We start from the raw sequence: 15,024 nt of genomic DNA on the forward strand, positions 1-15,024 counted from the left end.
GTCGCCCTACTGAATTATCACTGGTTCCATTAAGCGTGGCTGACTCATTACCGGCATTCCTTGTCCGGACTTGCCGGTTCTCTCAGAGAAGAACTTTTTACGTTTCTCGAGTGTTAGCTGTTCGTTTTCTTCCACGGTATTAATGATTCGAGCAGAAATAAAAATGTACAGGTTTGTTTTCTTACTTTCTTTTTTCTTCTGCTTAAACAGCCAGCCTAAAATAGGAATATCACCTAACCACGGTGTCTTGGAAAGCCCATTTGTATCATCACTACTTAACAAGCCTGCAATAACAGCTGTCTTGCCGTCTATCATACGGATGGTTGTCTCAACAGTACGCTTACGTGTCGTAGGAGCAACAAGCTGCTGCCCTGCACCAACGTTAAGCAGAGAGTTTACAACTCGACTTACTTCCTGATTAACTTTCAGCAGAAGTGTCTTATTCGGGCCGATACGCGGAGTAATGGTAAGCTTCACACCAACGTCTTTGTAGTCAACGCTTTGTGTACTGATATCATAATCGTTCTTAACTACAGACTGCTTTACGAACGGAATGTTATCAACAACATCAACCTTTGCTTCCTGGTTGTTCAACGTAAGTAACTGCGGTGTGGAAAGAAGGGTAAACTGGTTGTTGCCTTTAACAGCACTCACAATTGACTGAATGCTGTAGGATGTACCACCAATACTAAATGCGTTGGTAATAACAGCACCAATAGATGAACCAGCAGGGAAACCAACCACACCACCGGCAGCTGGTAAGGAAAGTGCCCCACCACCGTGGTTTGTACCACCGATTAAGCGAGCATCACCGCCACCGAGAGCTCCACCCCAGTTAACCCCAAAGTTAAAGTTAGAGTCACTGGAAGCTTCCATAACTGCAGCTTCAATAAATACCTGACTACGAGGTTTATCCAGCTTTTTAATGACATTAATGAGAGTGTCATAATCATCTGGACGTGCAGTAATAACAAGGCTGTTTGTTGCGGCATCCGCAACAATTTTCACTTCACGGGAAAGAATCTTCTGGTCTTTACCTTTGCCCTGTCGTTCAACCAAGGTGTTTACGACCTTAGCAACATCTTCTGCCTTAGCATTTTCCAAAGCAAAAGTGTGGATATCTCCCTTACCTTTCGGTGTCTTGATATCCATAGTTCGCAACAGCTTCTCAATGATCAGCATGGTTTCAGCATCTGCGAGTGCCAGCACTGCGTTGGTGCGTTCATCTGCCTGCACTATCGCAATTGCTTTTTTCCCAAGCTTAACTTGTTCTTTTACTTGTGCTGCCAAAATTTTATTCAAACTGGCGGTAACACTTTTTGAATCACCAAATTCCAGCGGGAAATTTTTCATTTGCGGAGCAAACTGCGCTCTATCTACAGTTCGCACGACTTTCAAGGCTTGTTGGATAGCATGGTATGGAGCAGTTACAATCAACGAGTTACTTGGTGCGTACACCATAACAACGCCGTTGGAGCCCATCATTTTAGGCAAAATTTTAGAAAGCTCAATTGCACTGGAGTGTTTAAGCGGAATAATCTGCGTCACCAGCTCATCACCTTCCGGCTTATCAAGCAAAGACGGGGTGGTTGAAGTTATGGTTGGAAGAGCTTCTGTCTTGCCGAGTGCCAACGGCAAAATCTTATACGCACTACCACTCGGCACTATGACAAAATTATTGACCTTCAGTACCGATTCAAAAACTCTGTAGGCTTCATTCACACTCACCTTGGTAGGAGAGTAGATTGTCACCCTACCACCAACGCGGTTATCTACAATAAAGTTTTTACCCGTAAGCTCACTGATGAACTTAATCAATACATGGATATCAACCTTTTTAAAATCCATGCTGATGTATCGGCCTTCAGCAGCAACGCTGACCCCCATATTTCCAAAGGAAAGAAGGCAGGCTATCAGGACCACACTAAAACAACGTACTATTTTTTTTGCTATCATCATTCTTAATTCACAAGCCTATACGTCAAAGTTTGGCGTTTTCCCTTACGGATAATATCCAAGGAGATCATTTTATCATCCAGCATCGACAACAACGAAGTTGCGTCACTTAATGAAGCAAATGTCCTTCCATTCGCTTCAATCAACAAATCATTCTTACGCAATCCCATGTTATAAAAGAAACTGTTCGCACGTAAGAATCGCACCTGCAGCCCTTTAGTGCCATCGACGCTACGTGGTGCCAGCTGGATGCTTCGGGCAATATTTTCTAAATTTCCTAACTCTTTCTTAACGGCGCTTCGTGCAAGAACGTGCTTAACAGCGTTTCCTCCGGCTGCAGCGTCGGAATCAGGATCAATAAGCAACCGTTCTTTTACACCGTTCTGCTCAAGGAGAATCTCCCTGCGCATAACTGTAAGAATCTTCCATCCTTCGATAGCTTCACCGACTTTGTACAGCTTCTGATTACCGTTCAACAAGATAATCGCAAAGTCATGAGCTTTATCTACACCAAGAATTGTCCCCAGCAGATTAAAACCACGCTGACTGATGCTAGGCTTAGCTGAGCTAGAGCCGTCTAACGACACGAGCGGCTTTGGGGCATCATTTTTGACTTTCAGCAGATTGCGTTGTGCAATCACGTCAAAAGAAGTAAACGCCGTTTTCTGCTGTGCAGTCGAAGCATCTGCTGCTCGCATCACATTCTTGGGAGCCTGTACCTCTTTGTAAAAAAACAAGGTGTAACAAGCACTTGCAAGAAAATACGACACAGTTGTAATAGCAAGTAACTCTATGAAAATTTTAACTTTACCGGTCAATATGCCTGTCATTGAATTCTCATTACTAAAAGACTTATAGCGACAGAAATAACTGTAAAAGTACGAAAGTCATCACTGCGTAAAAACGTGAAAATATTAAATGCGAACTAGTGGGATTTACAAGATATAAACGCGAACCAATGAGTACAACCTTTTTAAACATAATTCAATACACTCCTGCCACTCCCCACCATAAACCCGCTGCTACCCCCACTCTACCAGGCATCTGCCAACACAACTTACCCACTCACTCCTAACCCGCTGATATCAAGGGTTGAGTAAATATATTGCAAAATAAATTGCAACCATTTACATTCGCACGCGGCAGCATATACATTGATCTAACCGCCATTATTTTTGCTTTAGTTTCATAGTATTTTTTTTCTTCATCGATGTTTTTTTACGTAATTCCTACAGTATATTATCGAAAAATACAGAACAAAAAATTTTAGTTTTAAAGTTACAATCTGCTACTGTTACATAAAAAACATCAATTAATTGTAAATAAGTTTAAAAAACAGCTCCAACTGATCCTACCTTCAAGGGAGTGCAACAGGATGCGCATGCGTCGTACCATGTTTATTTCTTTTTTTTCTGTGCTACTGCTTTCAACTCTTGCTATCTTCTATATAGGACCGGAAAATGCTCTTCAAAAAATTTTGAGAACATACTTTCAGGTTCAAGGTATCGAACGTGCATATGCCAACACACCTAATTATAGAATTGCATACTATGAAGGCGGGAAAGAACATAAAGAAACCGTCATCTTACTGCACGGACTAGGTGGAAACGCCACTACCAGCTGGTTCCGTCTTTTACCAGTGCTCACAAAGAAGTATCACGTTATTGCGCCGGATCTCATTTTTGCCAACTTTGCAGACTATATACAAAATTCAACGTACTCCATTACAACAGACACGCGCCTCGTTGAGCAACTCATGCAGGCAAAACAAGTTGACTCATACCATATTGCAGGTCTTTCTGTGGGTGGTCTTATTGCCATGCATGTGGCACAAAACAATCCAGATGCAGTCAAAAGCGTTGCGTTAATCACTCCCGCCGGCCACAACTTGCAAGAACTGACAGAACGCCTTACCAGCAAAGGTGATAAGGCTGGAGAATGGTTTTATAAAAACTTATTCCAACACCCGTTTCCTGTACCGGACTTTATCCTTTCAGGACAATTTGAACGGATTAATACCATTGTGAAAGCGATTCCAACCATGCTGGGAGCAAATCAACATGAACTCACTCCCAGATACACTGACATAGTGCAACCAACTCTCGTTTTGTGGGGTAAGGATGACAAAATTCTTCCCATAAAATATGCAACGTCATTAGTTGAAGCGCTTCCATCAGCAACCCTTCAGGCACTTTCCGATTGCGGGCATGGTGTTGTTTGGGATCAACCCAAGCTCCTTGAAAAGGCACTGCTTTCTTTTCTCCACGATCAAACAACGGCAACCAAATGATGAAACACACGAACTCACAGCCTGATCATAAAAAACGCAGTCGGGGCTTCACGATTATTGAAGTACTTGTCGCACTTGTGCTTCTCAGTATTGCTGTGCTTATGACAATCGAACTGACCACCCAGAATCAGGAAGCTCTTTCCATGACCCACTTGCAGGACACTGCCACGCTACTGGCAAGAGAAAAGCTCTTTGAACTGGAACAGGACGGCCTTTCTGCCTCTACTGGTAAATCGGGCGATTTCGGGTCAGCTAATCCAGGATTTACATGGGAAGCTCAGGCGCACTCTACCAACAGACTTAACAGCTACAGGCTGGAATTAATCGTGACGTGGGGAAAAGAGAAAAAGCGCCATGTTACGTTAGAAAAGATATTTACGGAATAACAGCAAGATGAACTACACCGAGCAAAACTCACAGTCCGGCTTCACGCTGCTTGAAATCCTCATTGCCATGATGCTCATGGCAACTATCATCACAGCTCTTTTCGGTCTGTTCACCAATGTCATTGATGCGTCCGAACACGCCAGAAGACGCATGGATGTTGATAAGATTGGCAGAGCCGTTTTGAATATTGTTGAAGAAGACTTGCGGTACATGCGTCCTGACACCAGCACCGACAATCTTAAATTCGACACGACCATTGACGCGGATGACACATATGCACCTGACGAAGAAGCCATCTTTGGCTTTGCCACTACGTCTTCGCTACGCCTCAAAGAAGTCGACAATGAGTATACCCTGCAATATGTGACGTATACCCTGCTAAAAGATGATAATGACCACTATACTCTTTTCCGGATAGAAAAACCTAATCCAACGATCTCTGACGATTTTGCAGAATTGAAATATGAAATTGTCAGCAATATGCTGAACTGTAAATTTTCGTATTATGATGGAGAGTTCAATGAATTCAAGGATGAGTGGGGCGTAGAAAAAACAACGCTTCCTACTGCAATCAAGTTTGAATTCACCCTCGGCAGTAAAGGTACTCCACACGACTACTCACTGGTTATTCCGTTACCCAAGGACGAAATATAATGCGCACGTCAGTACCAGACTCTCTCCACACTCCTTCCAATGAACGCGGTGCCATTATCATTATTATTCTGCTTGTTCTGGCAGTGCTGTCTTTCCTTGCCATGGAGCTTTCCAAAGAAACTCTTGTAGACCATGCAAGCTCTTCATATTTAAAATCAACCATCGCCGGAAACGCCCTTTGTGATTCCGGCTGTGTTCTTGCGAAAAAGCTGCTTCTGGACGACAAAACCGACAATAAAGCTGACTACAAGTTTGAGGACTGGGGAAAATTCGACGAACCGCTGGAAGACATTTCAGAAGAGCTTGCCGGAGGAATCATTAAAGGAACAATTGTTGATGAAAACGGCCTGTTCCCGATCAACAAGCTTACCTCCACAGAGTCCAAAGAGTCCAACGAAACAAGTGCCTACCGTGACATAATGCTCCGTCTCCTCACTAAATTGTGCGATGACCTTGATATTGAGGATGCAAAGCCTGAAGATTATCTGGAAGCAATCCGTATCTGGCAGGGCGAAAACATGCCGGATACCCTCAAACATGACATCTGGTATCAAAGCAGGCAGGAGCAATATAAGAGTCCAAAGAAAAAAATGGTCTCTCCTGAAGAGTTACTCCTTCTATACTGGCCTAACGCACTCCCGGGAGATGTTGAACGCCTGTACTACGGTACAAAGGATATTAAGGGGCTGCGTGATCTGGTATCCGTATGGGCAACAGGCCCTATCAACGTAAATACTGCCCCTGAAGAAATCCTCTGGGTTCTACCCACCGAAAAAAACAAGCGCAGAGCTTTTCTCGAAGTCGTAGATGAATACCGTGATAATGAAGCAAACAGCTTTGAAGGTAACTGGTATGTCACTGTGGCAGGCTATGTCGGCATTACTCAAAACCAGCTGCCTAGCAACGTCCTTGGTGTTACCAGCGACATTTTCCGCATCAATATTACCGCTATTATTGGTGGTGGTGAAAAGCGGGAAAGCACTGTCGTCAAAAGATCCTCTGAAAAGCTCACGGTCATTCAGCGTTTTACAAACTAATTCCACGCAAACCGAATATGAAGGCTGCATTTCCATATCTATTGGAAGTGCAGCTTTTTCTTTGTGCTAAACTGCAAAGTTGCCTCTCCCCCTTTCCCTTTTTTCAGCCTTGTCCTACAGTCACGTTGCGTTTTCCCTTCAGCATGGAGTAAGCACAATGGCCGACCAACCGACAATTACCAACAAAGTCACACTATTGCTGGTTTTTATGTTTTTCTTTTCTGCAACCATCGGCATTACGTACATTTACTACATGAACAAGGTGAAGCAGGATGCGGTAACGGAATCACAAACAGCTATGCTTACCGGCTACAAGCGAAGTCTTGCCTACTCAATCCGAACCATCTCCGATCTGCTGGGAAACCAGCTCAAAAATATTCCAGAAAATGAACAACAAGCGGCTGTCCAAAAAGCCATTCAAGACCTGCGCTACGACACTGACGGGTATTATTTTGTATATAACAACAAAGGGGTCAATATCGCCCACCCACTTCATGCTGAATTCATCAACACCAACAGGCTGACCCATGAAGACCAGAACGGGCACAGATACATAGCCGACCTTGCTCAGGCTGCACAAAACGGCGGAGGATATACAACATACTGGTTTTCCAAACCTGGACAACATACCCCCTTACCCAAACTCGCGTATGCGCAAATGATTCCCGGAACTGACTTCTGGATTGCAACAGGAGTCTATATCGACACCATTGATGCAGAGCAAACAGCCCTAGCTAAAAAACTGGAAAGCCACGTACAGAAAGCTATCATCATAGTTTCGGTCGGCACAACTTTTGTCCTGTTTTTCCTCGTTGTTCCAGCAAGTTTTTACATGATCAACACAATCATCCAACCGTGGAAGCAGATGGAACGAGAACTTCGGCATGCACAGAAAATGGAAGCTATCGGTATTTTTGCGGGAGGGATTGCCCATGATTTTAATAATATTCTCGGGGCAATAATATCGTGCAGTGAGCTAGCATTGCTGGAAATTAACAAGAGTATGTCAACGCATGAAGACCTGCGACGAATTCTTCAGGCAGCCAATCGTGGTAAGGCACTGGTACGTAAAATCAAGGCATTCAGCACCCGAAACAGCACCCATGTGCAGCTAATGCGTCCAACCACTGTTCTTCAGGAATGCATGCGCCTGCTTGAGTCAGTTATTCCAGCTACTATTGACGTCTCCGTGCGCAATCAATGTGACTCAGCTCTCATTTATGCTGACCCTGACCAGTATCTACAAATCCTCATGAACCTATGTACCAATGCCGTACAGGCCATGGATGGGAAAAAAGGCAGCTTACGCATTGAACTGGCTGTACGGGAAGTAGGTTTAACAGAAGCCCAGCAAATGAAAATTTCACCATACTATTATGTGGCACTTACCGTTCGCGACACAGGAACAGGAATACCGCAGCATCTAGTTGATCAGATATTCGACCCGTTTTACACAACACGGAAAAAAGCCGGGGGAACAGGCTTAGGGTTATCCGTCATTTCCTCCATCATAAAACAGAACAAAGGGCACATTAGTGTGGAAAGCACGCCAGATGTCGGCACGTCCTTCACTGTACTTTTGCCCTACGCCGGAAAATCTGAAGAAGAAACACCACAACCGCTCAGTGCAATGCCGGTTCAAGGTGGCGCAGAATCCATCCTGTTTGTGGATGATGACAAGGATCTGGCATATCCGGTTGAAAAACTGTTTACGCACTACGGCTACAATGTCTCGATGTTTACCAACAGTCAGGAAGCTCTTGATGCCTTCAAGGCCGCCCCTGAAAAGTTCGATCTGCTATTGACTGATCAAATGATGCCGCATTTGACTGGCACAGAACTCATTAAAGAAATTCATACAGTTAAGCCAGACATGCCTACAATTTTATACAGCGGATTGGAAGGAAGTGACTTGTGCGCTGACACCCCCTCAGAATGGGAGGAACTTGGCGTTACCAAATTCTTTTCAAAACCGTTTGAACCTGCCCTTCTCTGTGAAACAGTACGGCAGCTGCTCAACGAATCCCGCTCAATAAACAAGGAATCTCATGCAAACACCAGCAATACTCATAATTGATGATGATCCGGATGTAACGTACGCGCTCAGTCGTGCGGCACGCCATCTCGGATACACAGCAGACTCGGCTGCAACAATTCATGATGCGCTGCAAAAAGCGACGCAGCAGGAATTTGATGCTGTGTTTCTTGATGTCCAATTGCCGGACGGCAGCGGCATGGACATTATTACCGACATCATGAATCGTCCGGAGCATCCTGAATTGATCATCATTACTGGAAATGGTGATCCTGAAGCAGCGGAGCTGGCAATTGCCAGCGGTGCCTGGGATTATGTAGAAAAAGGGGATTCCATCCATACCATTATGGATACCCTGTCCAATGCGTTGGAGTATCGTTCTGACAAACTCTCTTCGCGCAAAGTTCGTCAAATTCAGGCATTGCGCAGAGAAAGTATCATCGGAGAAAGCAGTTCCATTACCAGAAGTTTAGAACAGGTGGGTAAGCTGGCGGACAGTGACCTTAACGTTCTGCTGACTGGTGAAACCGGTACTGGCAAAGAACTTTTTGCACGTGCCCTGCACAATAACAGCGCACGTCGCAACGGCCCGTTCATTGTCGTAGACTGTGCTGCCCTGCCTGAGAATCTGGTAGAAACCATCTTATTCGGGCATGAAAAAGGCACCTTCACAGGTGCAATGCAAGACAAAGAGGGGCTCATTCTGCAAGCTAACAATGGTACGTTATTCCTAGATGAAGTAGGTGAACTCCCCCTCTCTACACAAAAAGCATTTCTCCGTGTCCTGCAGGAACGTACTGTACGCCCTCTAGGCAGCAAAAAAGAAATCCCCTGCAACTTCAGACTTATTTCGGCAACCAATCAAAATCTTGATGCAATGCAGGAAGCTGGAACCTTTCGAACAGACCTTGCCTACCGCCTTTGTGCAGGCAAAATTACGCTCCCCCCTCTGCGAGAACGCCGGGAAGATATTTCATTGCTCATTGATCATTACATGACACTATTTTTCAAAAAAAACTGTCTCAACTCCAAAGCCTTCAACCCCAGTGTGCTTACTACGCTGGAAGAGTATGACTGGCCGGGTAATATCAGAGAACTGGTTAATACAGTTGAATTCATGGTCTCAACATCCCGTAATGAATCACGTATTTTCATTAAACACCTGCCACCGGCGCTACGCGCACGCCTTGCGAAAAAGCGTATAACTCCGAATGACCCCGCCGCAACAGGACTACCCTCAAACTTCTCTTATGAAGCGAGCGACGAAGAACTTCCCACCATGCAGGAACACAGAAATGCTGTCATTGAAAAAGCAGAACACAGCTACCTGACCCAGCTTTTAAGCTCAACAAAAGGTTCCATAAAGCAAGCAGTCGAACTTTCTGGACTCTCCCAGTCCCGCCTGTATGCTCTATTAAAAAAGCATCGCATTAAATAGCAAGGAGACAATCCCGCACCGTAACCTTCACTCATAAGGCACAATCTGCTGGATAAAACCTCCATCCTCTCTGAATAGACCCGCTACCCAATAAAACACAAAAGGACTGCCAAGTTAGGTAGTCCTTTTTTACGCCTACCTTCCCACCACCGTTCATAGTCATCACTAACTCTTCTCAAAGAAGAATACGAAAGAACACCAGTCCTTTTTCTTACCCCACAAGAGAATTTTCCTGCCGGACAAGAAAAACTGCGTTTGCACTCATCAATTAAACAGCAACAACCTACTCATTTTACATACTTTAATCTTATTTTCTCTTTGGCATACTCTCTGCTTTTAGCAAACAAACACCGACCCTGTTTGCTGGGGTCACAGTCCAACAGTAACGGTGCAGAACTAAGCAGAGCAGTTTGAACGTTATCATCAAACAGTTCTTTTATCCCCCTGCACCACAAGTATCTGCTAAGGAGAGACCATGGATGCTAGTACGCTTACGCTACATGTAAGAAAAAATGGAGCCGGAGTCGGGCGCTTGGATGTAATGCAAATGTTGTCAGGGGTACTTCTTATAGTCTTCCTCTGGGCACACTTAATGCTTGTATCAAGTGTACTTATTAGCCCTAAACTGATGAATGCCATCGCGTGGTTCTTTGAAACCACCTATATGGCACAGGTCGGCGGACCACTCATCGGGCTGCTGATTTTCGCTCACTTCCTTCTTGCAGCCCGTAAAATGCCTTGGCGTGCACAGGAAACAAACGCTTTTGTTAAGCACAGCGTAATGATGCACCATAAAGACACCTGGCTCTGGCTTGCTCAGGTGGGCACCGCTCTTCTCATTCTTGTTATGGCTGCCACACATATGTGGGTAGTTCTTACTGATCTTCCTATTACAGCAGCAAAAAGTGCTGCCCGTATCCAGAGCGGAACTTGGCTTCCGTTCTATCTCATCCTCCTTCCGCTTGCTGAAATTCATGTCGGCATCGGATTCTACCGCATCGGCGTTAAGTACGGATACATCACCAAAGCTAACCGCAAATGGTATCAGCGCCTTGAAAACTACATGATGGGCGGCTTCATCACCATCGGCCTGCTTACTCTTATCCGTTTCTTGTTCCTCACGGTTTAACTGCCAACTGAATTAACAGGATTATATCATGCAAATTATTTATAGTGATTTACTCTGTATCGGCGCAGGGCTTGCCGGAGAACGCGTTGCTGTAGAAGCTGCAAAGGCCGGTTTCAACGTAACCTGTCTTTCCATTGTTCCTCCACGCCGCTCACACTCTTCCGCTGCACAGGGCGGCATGCAGGCTGCTCTCGGTAATGCCATTATGGGTGACGGTGACACTCCAGACGTTCACTTTGCTGATACCGTAAAAGGCTCTGACTGGGGCTGTGATCAAGAAGTTGCTCGTATTTTTGCGGATACCGCACCGATTGTTATGCGCGAAGTTGCACACTGGGGAGTACCATGGAACCGCGTTGAAGCAGGCGTTCACACCTACTACAAGGGCGGTAAGCCATTTGAAGCGGAAGAAAAGCTCGAAAAGCACGGTCTTATTCACGCGCGCGCCTTCGGTGGCACTGCCAAATGGCGTACCTGCTACACAGCAGATGGAACAGGTCGTTCAGTTCTTAACACACTTGACTCCATGTGCCTGCGCTACGAAGTCGGTATCCATGACCGTACACAGGCTGAAACACTGATTCATGACGGTGAAAACTGTCTCGGTGCCATTGTGCGCTGTTTAAAAACCGGTGAACTCAAGGCATACCTTGCCACTGCAACACTTATTGCCACCGGAGGATACGGACGCATCTACAAAGCCACCACCAACGCAGTTATCTGTGATGGCGGCGGTCAGATTGCAGCTCTGGATACCGGTCTTGTCCCAATGGGTAACATGGAAGCTATCCAGTTCCACCCTACCGGTACTGTACCGACAGATATTCTTGTTACAGAAGGCTGCCGAGGTGACGGCGGAACACTTCTGGACGTAAACGAATACCGCTTTATGCCGGATTACGAACCGGAAAAAGCAGAACTCGCTTCCCGTGACGTTGTATCCCGCCGTATGCAGGAACACATCCGCAAAGGATTGGGCGTTAAATCTCCATATGGCGACCATCTCTGGCTCGACATCCGCCATCTCGGAGAAAAACACATTACTACCAAACTGCGTGAAGTATATGACATCTGCACGAACTTCCTTGGTGTGAACCCAATCCATGATCTCATCCCTGTACGCCCGACTCAGCACTACTCCATGGGGGGTATCCGCACTAATAGAGACGGCGCAGCCTACGGACTTAAAGGGTTGTTCTCCGCCGGTGAATCCGCTTGCTGGGATATGCACGGCTTCAACCGCTTAGGCGGTAACTCCCTTGCAGAAACCGTTGTTGCCGGACGTTATGTCGGTAAAAAAATTGTTGAGTTCCTGAAGGGTCATACTGTTGATTTCAAGCAGTCTGCCATTAACGATGCCCACGCTAAAGTAGCAGCCCGCATTATGGAAATGACCAAGAGCAGCAGCAAACAGGAAAGCGCTATCCAGCTGCGCGACGAAATGCACAGCACCATGATGGATAACGTCGGCATCTTCCGTAACGGAAAAGACCTGCAAAAAGCAGTTGATACGCTCGACGAGCTTATCGACCGCTCCAAAAACATTAAGCTGCAAGGCACTGCTATTGGCTTCAATCCGGAAATCTCATTGGCCCTCAGGATACCGGGCATGCTCAAACTTGCTCAGTGTACTGCATACGGCGCTCTTATGCGCACAGAATCACGCGGGGCGCATACCCGTGAAGACTTCCCTGAACGTAACGACAAAGACTGGCTCAACCGTACACTTGCATACTGGAAAGAAGGTAGCACCCGTCCAGAACTGAAGTATGAAGATGCATCCCCATACTTTGAAATTCCTCCGGGCGAGCGCGGCTACGGCGGCGGTAAGATCATTGCTGCTGATATTCCGGAAGAAAAGCTTCGTCTGCCAAAAAACAGTGCAGAGAAAAAGAAAGCAAAACAGACCAAAAAAGCCAGCTAAGGAGATAATGTATGAGCCGTCGTCTACATATCGAAGTATTCAGATACAACCCGCTTGATCCGAATTCCGAACCGCACATGCAGTCATTTTACGTTAATGAATATGACTCCATGACGCTGTTTATCGCACTGAACATCATCCGTGACGAACAGGATCCAACACTGCAGTTTGATTTCTGCTGCCGTGCAGGAATCTGTGGTTCCTGCGGCATGGTTATTAACGGCAGACCGGGACTTGCATGCCATACCCAGACCCGTGACCTGCCTGACCACATCGTGCTGCATCCGTTACCTGTCTTCAAACTTATCGGTGACCTTTCCGTGGATACCGGAACATGGTTCCGTGACGCAGGAGCCCGCATTGAAGCATGGGTACACAATGACCATGAGCAATTCGACCCGAAAGCAGAAGAAGTGCGCATGGAAAACGACTTAGCGAACGAAATCTTCGAACTTGACCGCTGCATCGAATGTGGTTGCTGCGTGTCCGCTTGCGGTACCGCCCGCATGCGTGAAGATTTCCTTGGCGCTACCTCCATTGCCCGTGTTGCACGCTTCTACCTGGATCCGCGTGATGAGCGTAACGAAGAAAACTACTATCAGGTCATCGGTAACGATCAGGGTGTGTTCGGCTGCATGGGGTTACTCGGCTGTGAGGATGTCTGCCCGAAACACATTCCGCTTCAAGACCAGCTCGGCATCATGCGACGCATGCTCGCCATCCATTCCGTAAAAGGCATTCTCCCGAAGCGCGTTCTTGAAAAACTTCAACACAAAGGATGCTGCCATGAAAGTCATTAAGGCTGAACAGATTCATGATGCGGTTGTCGATCTGGTGTTAAAAGCTGCACGGTATCTTCCGGAAGATGTAAAAACAGCAATCCGTGTTGCCCGTAACAACGAAACTTCCGAATCTGCAAAAGAAGTACTTGGCCAGCTTCTGGAAAACGCTGACCTTGCAAAAGAATCCGGTCTTCCGCTCTGTCAGGATACAGGACTCGGCGTTTTCTATGTGGAAATCGGCAGCGATGTTCAGATTGAAGGCAATATTACCGAGATCATCAATAACGCAATGATCGAAGGATACGATAAAGGCCTGCTCCGCAAATCATCCTGTCATCCCCTGACCCGCAAGAACACCATGGACAACAGCCCTGCGGTTATCCACTACTCCCATGTTGCCGGTGACAAGCTCACCATCAAGCACATGGCTAAAGGCGGCGGTTCTGAAAACATGTCCCGCTGCACCATGCTTACTCCGGCTCAAGGCTGGGAAGGCATTAAAGAGTTTGTTGTACGCCGCATGGCAGAAGCAGGCCCTAACCCGTGCCCTCCAACTATCGTAGGCATAGGTATCGGCGGCACTTTTGACCTTGCACCTGCACTGGCAAAAGAAGCACTTTTCCGTCCGCTTTCTGCAGAGAATCCTGATCCTGAGCTGGCAGCCATGGAACAGGAGCTACTTGACGAAATCAACCAGCTTGGCATCGGCCCTATGGGTCTTGGCGGTCAGACAACATGTCTTGGTGTCAAAATCGCCATACAGCCATGCCACATTGCAAGCCTGCCGCTGGCAATCAATGTTCAGTGTCATTCTTCCAGAATTAAGGAGGTCACCCTCTAATGGCTACATACACTATGACAGCACCGTTGAAGGATGAAGATGTGGCGAAACTGCGTGCAGGTGACGTGGTGAAACTTTCAGGCATCATCTACACCGCACGGGACGCAGCACATAAACGCCTGTGTGACATGCTCGATAATAATGAAGAGCTCCCATTCGAACTGCAGGGAGCAGTCATCTATTACGTCGGCCCTAGTCCGGCTCCAGAAGGAAGACCTATCGGTTCAGCAGGCCCCACCACCAGCTACCGTATGGATACATATGCTCCTCGTTTGCATAGCCTCGGGGTTAAAGCAAGCGTCGGCAAAGGAAAACGCAGCCCTGAGGTTCGCAAGGCACTTCAGAAACATACCGGTGTTTATTTTGGCGCAACCGGCGGCGCAGGGGCTCTCCTCTCCCAGTGCATTACCGGTGCCGAAGTAATTGCGTTTGATGACTTAGGCCCCGAGGCAATCCGAAAGTTAACTGTAGATAACTTCCCGCTGCTTGTAGTGAACGACAGCCACGGTGAAGAACAGTACGCAAAACCAAACTTCGAATTTTAACTCAAC

13 protein-coding genes are annotated in these 15,024 nt (G+C 46.5%); 11 read left to right on the plus strand and 2 right to left on the minus strand.

Annotated features, from left to right (window positions below; all coding sequences use genetic code 11):
• Positions 1 to 6: 6 nt before the first annotated feature.
• Both gspD and SP90_RS11310 read right to left on the minus strand, forming a co-directional pair.
• Positions 7 to 1,887 carry a type II secretion system secretin GspD gene (gene gspD, locus SP90_RS11305; RefSeq protein WP_231895559.1) on the minus strand — a complete coding sequence of 627 codons (1,881 nt, stop codon included), beginning with the start codon at positions 1,885 to 1,887 and terminating at the stop codon, positions 7 to 9.
• A gap of 74 nt (positions 1,888 to 1,961) precedes the next feature.
• Positions 1,962 to 2,786 carry a type II secretion system protein N gene (locus SP90_RS11310; protein ID WP_066856118.1) on the minus strand — a complete coding sequence of 275 codons (825 nt, stop codon included), beginning with the start codon at positions 2,784 to 2,786 and terminating at the stop codon, positions 1,962 to 1,964.
• Between the two features lie 551 nt (positions 2,787 to 3,337).
• Between SP90_RS11310 and SP90_RS11315 the strand changes: the two genes are divergently transcribed.
• The 11 genes from SP90_RS11315 to SP90_RS11365 all read left to right on the plus strand — a co-directional run bounded on the left by SP90_RS11315 (position 3,338) and on the right by SP90_RS11365 (position 15,018).
• Positions 3,338 to 4,246 carry an alpha/beta fold hydrolase gene (locus SP90_RS11315; RefSeq protein WP_197498794.1) on the plus strand — a complete coding sequence of 303 codons (909 nt, stop codon included), beginning with the start codon at positions 3,338 to 3,340 and terminating at the stop codon, positions 4,244 to 4,246.
• A complete protein-coding gene (locus SP90_RS11320) occupies positions 4,243 to 4,632 on the plus strand; it encodes a type IV pilus modification PilV family protein (protein WP_082936414.1) in 390 nt (129 codons plus the stop codon). The genes SP90_RS11315 and SP90_RS11320 overlap by 4 nt, the downstream gene beginning before the upstream one ends.
• Before the next feature lie 7 nt (positions 4,633 to 4,639).
• Entirely contained in the window at positions 4,640 to 5,287 is a 648-nt protein-coding gene (locus SP90_RS11325; RefSeq protein ID WP_066856127.1) for a PulJ/GspJ family protein, read from the plus strand.
• Entirely contained in the window at positions 5,287 to 6,324 is a 1,038-nt protein-coding gene (locus SP90_RS11330; protein ID WP_066856130.1) for a type II secretion system minor pseudopilin, read from the plus strand. Before SP90_RS11325 ends, SP90_RS11330 begins: the two co-directional genes overlap by 1 nt.
• Positions 6,325 to 6,481: 157 nt before the next feature.
• Entirely contained in the window at positions 6,482 to 8,401 is a 1,920-nt protein-coding gene (locus SP90_RS11335) for a cache domain-containing protein (RefSeq protein ID WP_066856134.1), read from the plus strand.
• Positions 8,373 to 9,797 carry a sigma-54-dependent transcriptional regulator gene (locus SP90_RS11340; RefSeq protein WP_066856140.1) on the plus strand — a complete coding sequence of 475 codons (1,425 nt, stop codon included), beginning with the start codon at positions 8,373 to 8,375 and terminating at the stop codon, positions 9,795 to 9,797. Before SP90_RS11335 ends, SP90_RS11340 begins: the two co-directional genes overlap by 29 nt.
• A gap of 475 nt (positions 9,798 to 10,272) precedes the next feature.
• On the plus strand, positions 10,273 to 10,926 hold the full coding sequence (locus SP90_RS11345) for a fumarate reductase (RefSeq protein ID WP_066856143.1): 654 nt from the start codon (positions 10,273 to 10,275) through the stop codon (positions 10,924 to 10,926).
• 28 nt (positions 10,927 to 10,954) lie between these two features.
• Positions 10,955 to 12,850 (plus strand): fumarate reductase flavoprotein subunit, encoded by a 1,896-nt coding sequence (locus tag SP90_RS11350; RefSeq protein WP_066856146.1) that lies wholly within the window; start codon positions 10,955 to 10,957, stop codon positions 12,848 to 12,850.
• 11 nt (positions 12,851 to 12,861) lie between these two features.
• Positions 12,862 to 13,650, plus strand: coding sequence for a fumarate reductase iron-sulfur subunit (locus SP90_RS11355; protein ID WP_066856149.1), 789 nt, complete (start codon positions 12,862 to 12,864; stop codon positions 13,648 to 13,650).
• Positions 13,637 to 14,473 (plus strand): fumarate hydratase, encoded by an 837-nt coding sequence (locus SP90_RS11360; protein WP_066856152.1) that lies wholly within the window; start codon positions 13,637 to 13,639, stop codon positions 14,471 to 14,473. Before SP90_RS11355 ends, SP90_RS11360 begins: the two co-directional genes overlap by 14 nt.
• The gene (locus tag SP90_RS11365) at positions 14,473 to 15,018 is read left to right on the plus strand and encodes a Fe-S-containing hydro-lyase (RefSeq protein WP_066856154.1); all 546 of its coding nucleotides are present in this window, start codon (positions 14,473 to 14,475) and stop codon (positions 15,016 to 15,018) included. The genes SP90_RS11360 and SP90_RS11365 overlap by 1 nt, the downstream gene beginning before the upstream one ends.
• Positions 15,019 to 15,024 lie beyond the last annotated feature (6 nt).

Origin of the sequence: Halodesulfovibrio spirochaetisodalis (genome assembly GCF_001672295.1) — a bacterium.
Lineage (GTDB): Bacteria > Desulfobacterota > Desulfovibrionia > Desulfovibrionales > Desulfovibrionaceae > Halodesulfovibrio > Halodesulfovibrio spirochaetisodalis.

What these genes read in the sequence shown, in the direction of transcription:
- gspD (WP_231895559.1), bottom strand. Translation starts at nt 1,887, where the DNA reads ATGGGGGTCAGCGTTGCTGCTGAAGGCCGATACATCAGCATGGATTTT.
- SP90_RS11310 (WP_066856118.1), bottom strand. Translation starts at nt 2,786, where the DNA reads ATGACAGGCATATTGACCGGTAAAGTTAAAATTTTCATAGAGTTACTT.
- SP90_RS11315 (WP_197498794.1), top strand. Translation starts at nt 3,338, where the DNA reads ATGCGTCGTACCATGTTTATTTCTTTTTTTTCTGTGCTACTGCTTTCA.
- SP90_RS11320 (WP_082936414.1), top strand. Translation starts at nt 4,243, where the DNA reads ATGATGAAACACACGAACTCACAGCCTGATCATAAAAAACGCAGTCGG.
- SP90_RS11325 (WP_066856127.1), top strand. Translation starts at nt 4,640, where the DNA reads ATGAACTACACCGAGCAAAACTCACAGTCCGGCTTCACGCTGCTTGAA.
- SP90_RS11330 (WP_066856130.1), top strand. Translation starts at nt 5,287, where the DNA reads ATGCGCACGTCAGTACCAGACTCTCTCCACACTCCTTCCAATGAACGC.
- SP90_RS11335 (WP_066856134.1), top strand. Translation starts at nt 6,482, where the DNA reads ATGGCCGACCAACCGACAATTACCAACAAAGTCACACTATTGCTGGTT.
- SP90_RS11340 (WP_066856140.1), top strand. Translation starts at nt 8,373, where the DNA reads ATGCAAACACCAGCAATACTCATAATTGATGATGATCCGGATGTAACG.
- SP90_RS11345 (WP_066856143.1), top strand. Translation starts at nt 10,273, where the DNA reads ATGGATGCTAGTACGCTTACGCTACATGTAAGAAAAAATGGAGCCGGA.
- SP90_RS11350 (WP_066856146.1), top strand. Translation starts at nt 10,955, where the DNA reads ATGCAAATTATTTATAGTGATTTACTCTGTATCGGCGCAGGGCTTGCC.
- SP90_RS11355 (WP_066856149.1), top strand. Translation starts at nt 12,862, where the DNA reads ATGAGCCGTCGTCTACATATCGAAGTATTCAGATACAACCCGCTTGAT.
- SP90_RS11360 (WP_066856152.1), top strand. Translation starts at nt 13,637, where the DNA reads ATGAAAGTCATTAAGGCTGAACAGATTCATGATGCGGTTGTCGATCTG.
- SP90_RS11365 (WP_066856154.1), top strand. Translation starts at nt 14,473, where the DNA reads ATGGCTACATACACTATGACAGCACCGTTGAAGGATGAAGATGTGGCG.